Raw genomic sequence first — 5,981 nt, forward strand, 5'->3', positions numbered from 1 at the left:
AGACTAGTCCCAGCCAGTTCATGATCACGAAGACCTGTGGTCGCTATGGCGACACACTTTTCTTACGTGATCATGAAAAACGGAACGAGGGCTAGGCGCGGCGGAAGACGTAGACCTGGTCGTCGACGAAGATCTGGACGTAGTTGGTCTTCGGGTACAGCTCCTTGATGAACTCCGGCACGTCCGAGGGGGGCGGGCTGTAGCCGCTTTCCAGGCCGTCGAAGACGATGTACTGAGTGGCCGGGTTGTTCGGGTTGCCGATCCAGAACGTGTCCGTGCGCGCCGCCAGTGGCGCCAGCAGGCCAAGCGTCGTCTGTACCGTGGCGCCGTCAGGGACCTGGGCTATCGCCGCGTTGTCGGCGGCGACGTGCGGGCTCATCTGGTACGTCGAGGCGTGCCAGATGTCGTTGATCGGGAACTGGAAGGCGAGCGCGACCGTGATCGCCGCCATCATCGCGGCGCCGTACCGCGCGGCGGCTATCCGGGTCGACGTCCAGAGCTCGCCGGGGCCAGCGACCGCCGCCTCGCCAGCCGTACGCTCGACGCCGCGCCACCGGGCCATCACCTCGGCGGCCGCGATGAACAGGATGGGCATCGCGGTGGCGTTGTAATGCCAGTTCGTCTGCCAGTAGAAGGCGTTCGTGGCGAGGAACCTCAGCGCGAGGCTGGGCAGCACGATCAGTGCGACCGGTGAGCCGAGCGCGATGAACGCGGTCGGCAGCACCAGCATTACCACGGTCTCCAGCTTCACCGGCCAGGAGTGCAGGGTCTGCGTCACCAGGCCGGTCGCGGAGAACGACGAGCCTGAGCCGCCCACCACGCCGCCGAGGTTCCAGTAGATGTAATGGTGGGCGGAGTTGAAGTGCGGGATGATCACGGTGATCGCGAGCAGCGACCAGCCCAGGCCCCACGCGGTGAGGAACAGCCCGCCGGACACACTGCTCCGCCCCATCCGGAAGCGCCGCTGGCCAGCCAGCGCCATCAGCAGGCCGATCGCCGCCACCGTGAAGCCCTGGTCCTCCTTCACGAACACCAGCGGCATCGCCCACAGCACCGCCGCCCTGGTCCGCCCCCGGACCAGAGCGGACAGCGAGAACGCCAGCAGCGGCACGGCGAACGCGATCTCGTGGAAGTCGAAGTCGATCATCTGCTGCAGGCCCCAGGAGAACCCGAACGCGAAGCCGATCGTCCGCCCGGCGCCGCGGCCGAGCAGCGACGTCGCCGCCGTGGTCACCGGGAACACCGACACCGCGGTGAGCAGCGCCTGCGCGACCAGCAGCGTGTCCACGGAGGGGAACACCCGGAAGAACGGCGCGATCAGCGCCACGATGACCTGGAAGTGGTCGCCGAGCAGGTTGAACCCGGCGCCGCGCACGTCCACGATCGGCGCGCGCAGGTTCGCGAACTGCTTCACGTACTCGGTGTAGATGCCCAGGTCCCACGAGGACGGGGTGCGCTGCCACAGCCGGTACAGCGACAGCGTCACGTAGGCACCGAACACGCAGGCAGCCGTCGCCCACGTCACCGGGTCGCGGTAGGCGCTGGCAGTCGGCCGCGCCGTCAGGTCCGCGCTGGTGACGGCGGCGGGTTCCGGGCGGCGCTCTTCCAGCATCCGCGCCAGCCTACCCGGTCAGGCCCAGGGGGAAGCGTGGTGAAACCCCATTGTTAGCTGGTCAGACCGACATTAGCTGGTCAGACCAGCAGCAGTTTCGCGATCCGGCGGCCCGCCACCGTCAGCCCGACGGCCCCGAGCGCCGCCAGGTACCCGGCCCGCCACAGCAGCTCGGGCGACGGCACCCCGAGCACCAGGTCGCGCAGCAGCACGACGCCCTGGTACAGCGGCGTCCACTGCACGATGTCGGCGATCGCCGGCGGGTAAACGCTCAGCGGGTAGAACGTGGCGGAGAACAGGAACAGCGGCACCGAAACCAGCAGCACGTAGTCGAAGTCCTGCCAGCTCTTCATGTACGTGGTGCACGCCACCCCGACCGACGCGACGGTGAAGCTGATCAGCACCGCGCCCGGGATCGCGAGCAGCGCCCACGGCGTGTGCAGCAGCCCCAGCGCGAGCATCACCAGCATGAACGCGATCGCGTACAGCGCGCCGCGCAGCACCGCCCAGCCCACCTCGCCGAGCGCCACCTCCCCCGGCCCGATCGGCGTGGCCAGCACCGCGTCGTACAGCTTGGCGAACTTCATCCTGGCGTAGATGTTGAAGGTGGAGTCGTACATGGCCCCGTTCAGGGCGGAGACGGCGAGCAGTCCTGGCGCGACGAACTCCCGGTATGGGACGGCCTGCCCGCCCGGCCCGGCCACGGTGCCGACCAGACCGCCGATGCCGACGCCGACCGACAGCAGGTAGAACAGCGGTTCCGCGACCCCGGAGATGAACACCAGCCACACGTGCCGGTACACCCGTCCGTGCCGCTCGATCAGCCGGAAGCTCCCCGGTCCCCACGGCAACACCGGATATCCGGAACGGGCCCGTGTTTCACCCCTAGACATACAACCGTCTCCGGTACGTGACGCTGCCTGCCCACAGGCCGGCCGCTGCGATGGCCGCCAGGTACCCCACGTGCGCGGCGACGCTCCAGGCGCTCAGCCCGATGCCCAGGGACAGCCCGCGGCACAGCGCCACGGCGTGCCACAGCGGCGTCGCGTAGGCGACCGGCTGCAGCCACCCGGGCAGCCTGCTGACCGGGAAGAACGTGCCGGAGAACAGCATCATCGGGACGGCGCCGAACCGGAACACGTAGTTCATCGGGTAGTCCTTGTCCAGCGTCACCGACCAGGCGGCGACCGGGGCCGCGAACGCCAGCCCGGTGAGCGCCGCCACGGGCAGCAGCAGCGCGGCCCACGCCGAGCGGATCGTGCCGAAGGCCGCCATCACCACGATGAAGCACGCGGAGTTCATCGCCACTCGCATCGTGATGAACATCACGTGCCCGCGGTAGATGTCCGCGGGCCGCAGCTGCGTGGCCTGAGCGGCCAGGTAGATCCGGCTCCAGTGCACCGAGCTGTACACCGGGAACGAGGCGTTGCTGATCCCCGTGTTCATCGCCTGGAAGGCGAGGATCGCCGGCGCGACGAACACCACGTACGGCACCCCGCCGAGGCTCGCCGTGCCGTTCTTGTCCACCAGCGAGCCGAGGCCGTAGCCCATCGCGGCGAGGTAGAACACCGGCCCGAGGAACGACGACCAGACTGAGGACCGCCACAGCCGCCGGTAGGTGGTCAGCCAGCAGCGGAACGCGCGGAGGGACAGCTGCCACCAGCCCGGCATGGGCGCGATCGCCGCCCGCCGGGCGGAGATCGCCGAATCTACAGCCATCAGTCCACCAGCTGGCGGCCGGTCAGGTAGAGGAACACGTCCTCGAGCGTGGAGCGGCGCACGATCTGGGTCAGCGGCTCAAGCCCGGCCTGCAGAACCCGTGACAGCGCCGCGTCGCCATCCGTCACGTAGAGGAGGATGCGGTCGGCAAGCACCTCCGTACGTTCGGAAGAAAGGTCTTGGATCTTCTCAGCGGCCTGCTCGTGCAGCGCCGGGTCGAACCTCAGCTCAAGCACCTCAGGGGTGGAGTAGCGCTCGATGAGCTCGCGGGGGGCGCCTTCGGCGACGATCGTGGCGTGGTCCATGACCACGAGGCGGTCGCACAGCTGCTCGGCCTCGTCCATGTAGTGCGTGGTGAGGATGAGGGTGACGCCGCGCTGCTTGAGGCGGAACAGCCGGTCCCACACCACGTGCCTTGCCTGCGGGTCCAGGCCGGTCGTCGGCTCGTCGAGGATGAGGATGTCCGGGTCGTTGATCAGGCTCCTGGCGATCGTCAGGCGGCGCTTCATGCCGCCGGACAGCGGGTCCACCAGGTCGCCGGCCCGGTCGGTGAGCTGAACAAAGTCCAGCAGCTGCGCAGTGCGCTCCCTGATGACGGCGCGCGGCAGGCCGAAATAGCGGCCGTAGACGAGCAGGTTCTCGCGGACCGTCAGCTCGACGTCGAGGGTGTCGTCTTGGGGGACAACCCCCAATCTGGCCCTGATAGCGGCCCCGTCACGCACGGGGTCCGCACCGAAAATGGTAAGCTCGCCCTGTGTCGGCGGGGAGACACAGCCGATCATCCGCATTGTGGAGGATTTCCCGGCGCCGTTGGGGCCGAGGAATCCGAAGGCTTCGCCCCGGTACAGGTCGAAGTCGATCCCGTCCACCGCGGTGAAGCTGCCGAACCGCTTCGTAAGGCCTCGGGCGTGCACCAGTACCTCAGGCACCCGAGCGAGAATACCGGGCGTCGTGTCGGATTCCGAACGGTTTTCCGGCCCGTCCGCCGGGCAGCAGTGCTTGGCAGGTAAAGTACGGAGACCAGCCGCGACAGGTGGCGCGACGGGGTACAGGCGAGAGGATTGAGCCAGTTGAGTCTGATCCGCGACACATACATCCGGTTTCAGGTGCTGGTCCACGAGGTCGCGAAGTTCGGCGTCGTGGGAGCGATCGGCTTCGTCGTCCAGCTAGGCGTGCAGAACGCCCTGTACCCGGGGCACGGGGTCGGGGCGGTCACCGCGGTCGTCATCGCGTACACCGTCGCCACCCTCGTCACGTTCGTCGGGAACAGGCACTGGGCGTTCAAGCACCGCAAGGGCGGTGGCCTTGGCCAGGAGACCGCGCTGTTCGTCGCGCTGAACGTGGTCGGGATCTTCATCCAGGTCGGCATCGTCTACTTCGTCGTGCACGGACTGGGCCACGGCGACCGGCTCTCGTACAACATCGCGACGATCATCGGCATCGGGATCGGGACGATGTTCCGCCTGTTCACGTACCGCAGGTTCGTGTTCCGCACGCCGGCCGCGCCGGCCTCCGCGGAGCAGCTGGAGCCTGAGACGTCCGGGCGCTGACTTTCTGGTTTTGCGGGCTTAGCAGCCCGCCTGGTCGCGAGGCACGATGCCGAGCGGCGTGGCAAGCGCGTTGTTCGCCTGAGTCCTGGTGAGATAGCCGACCGCGACCATGCGGTCGATGACGTGCGTCAGCCGGGCGCGGGCGTTGGCGGGGTCGTTGATCGGGTCGTCCATGCTCGGGGCGTTGACGACGCCGGCGAGCATCGCGCCCTGGACGACGGTCAGCTCGCTCGCCGGGCGGCCGAAGTAGCCGCAGCTCGCCTGCTCCAGGCCGTAGTACCCGTGGCCGTAGTAGGCGACCTCCGCGTAGAGCCGCAGGATCTGCTGCTTGCTGTAGGCGTTGTTCAGCTTGATCGCGAGAGTGACCTGCTCGAGTTCGGCGCTCAGGCTGCTCTTGGCCGGGGTGTAGAGCATCTTGGCGAGCTGCTGCTCGAGCGTGGCGCCGCCCTGGTCCTGGCCGCCGGTGAGCTTGGCCTGGATGACGCGGCCCACGGCGAACAGGTCGATGCCTGGCTCCGAGTAGAAGCGGTGGTCTTCGGTGGCGACGAGGGGGCGGGCGAAGTTGCCCGGGACGTTCGGGCCAGGGTAGGCGATGCCGTGCTGGCGGGCCTGCTGCTGCGCGAGCGTGGTGGCCTCGCCCGCCGACGGGGTGACTATGTAGAGCACGCCAGCGGCGAGGGCGAGCACGACTGCGAGAGTGACCAGGGTGATGGCGGCGCGCTTGAGGTAGCGGCGCTTGCGGCTGCGGCTGCGGGGCGGCCGCTGGAGGCTCGGCGGCTGGCCTGGCTGCCCTGGCTGGCCTGGCTGCACTGGCTGCCGGGTGGGCTCGGGCAGCGGGCGGGTGTAACCAGGGACGTCGTCCGCTGTGCTGCCGTCCGGTGTCCGCCAGACCATGTGTTTCCCTCCCCTTTGGCCCCTGTGGGGTGAACGCGCGGCGCGTGACCTTCGTTGCCCGATGCTAACCGCGGCGCGTGACTGCTTCCTGAAGGCTCGCCACGGAGAGGGCGGCGCGGGCCGGCCGTCGTTTCCTGGTGGCGCCCGGGATGCGCTAAGGTGGACACGCCGATCGGGCTTCCGGTCGGCGGCGGGACGTGGCCCAG

At 68.7% G+C, this 5,981-nt stretch carries 6 protein-coding genes; 1 reads left to right on the plus strand and 5 read right to left on the minus strand.

Features of this window, described 5'->3' with window-relative positions:
- Positions 1–91: 91 nt before the first annotated feature.
- The 4 genes from WA805_RS00935 to WA805_RS00950 all read right to left on the minus strand — a co-directional run bounded on the left by WA805_RS00935 (position 92) and on the right by WA805_RS00950 (position 4,260).
- The gene (locus tag WA805_RS00935; RefSeq protein ID WP_422289128.1) at positions 92–1,612 is read right to left on the minus strand and encodes a DUF2079 domain-containing protein; all 1,521 of its coding nucleotides are present in this window, start codon (positions 1,610–1,612) and stop codon (positions 92–94) included.
- A gap of 80 nt (positions 1,613–1,692) precedes the next feature.
- Positions 1,693–2,505, minus strand: a complete 813-nt coding sequence (locus WA805_RS00940; protein WP_422289129.1) for an ABC transporter permease — start codon at positions 2,503–2,505, stop codon at positions 1,693–1,695.
- Positions 2,498–3,331, minus strand: coding sequence for an ABC transporter permease (locus tag WA805_RS00945; RefSeq protein WP_425241421.1), 834 nt, complete (start codon positions 3,329–3,331; stop codon positions 2,498–2,500). Before WA805_RS00945 ends, WA805_RS00940 begins: the two co-directional genes overlap by 8 nt.
- The gene (locus WA805_RS00950; protein WP_425241422.1) at positions 3,331–4,260 is read right to left on the minus strand and encodes an ABC transporter ATP-binding protein; all 930 of its coding nucleotides are present in this window, start codon (positions 4,258–4,260) and stop codon (positions 3,331–3,333) included. The genes WA805_RS00945 and WA805_RS00950 overlap by 1 nt, the downstream gene beginning before the upstream one ends.
- A 132-nt stretch (positions 4,261–4,392) precedes the next feature.
- Between WA805_RS00950 and WA805_RS00955 the strand changes: the two genes are divergently transcribed.
- Positions 4,393–4,881, plus strand: a complete 489-nt coding sequence (locus WA805_RS00955) for a GtrA family protein (RefSeq protein ID WP_422289130.1) — start codon at positions 4,393–4,395, stop codon at positions 4,879–4,881.
- Positions 4,882–4,899: 18 nt separating this feature from the next.
- Here the strand turns inward: WA805_RS00955 and WA805_RS00960 are convergent, their stop codons facing one another.
- A complete protein-coding gene (locus WA805_RS00960; protein ID WP_422289131.1) occupies positions 4,900–5,775 on the minus strand; it encodes a transglycosylase domain-containing protein in 876 nt (291 codons plus the stop codon).
- Positions 5,776–5,981: the final 206 nt, after the last annotated feature.

The sequence above is a fragment of the Trebonia sp. genome (assembly GCF_049794275.1).
In the GTDB taxonomy this organism is placed as follows: Bacteria; Actinomycetota; Actinomycetes; order Streptosporangiales; family Streptosporangiaceae; genus Trebonia.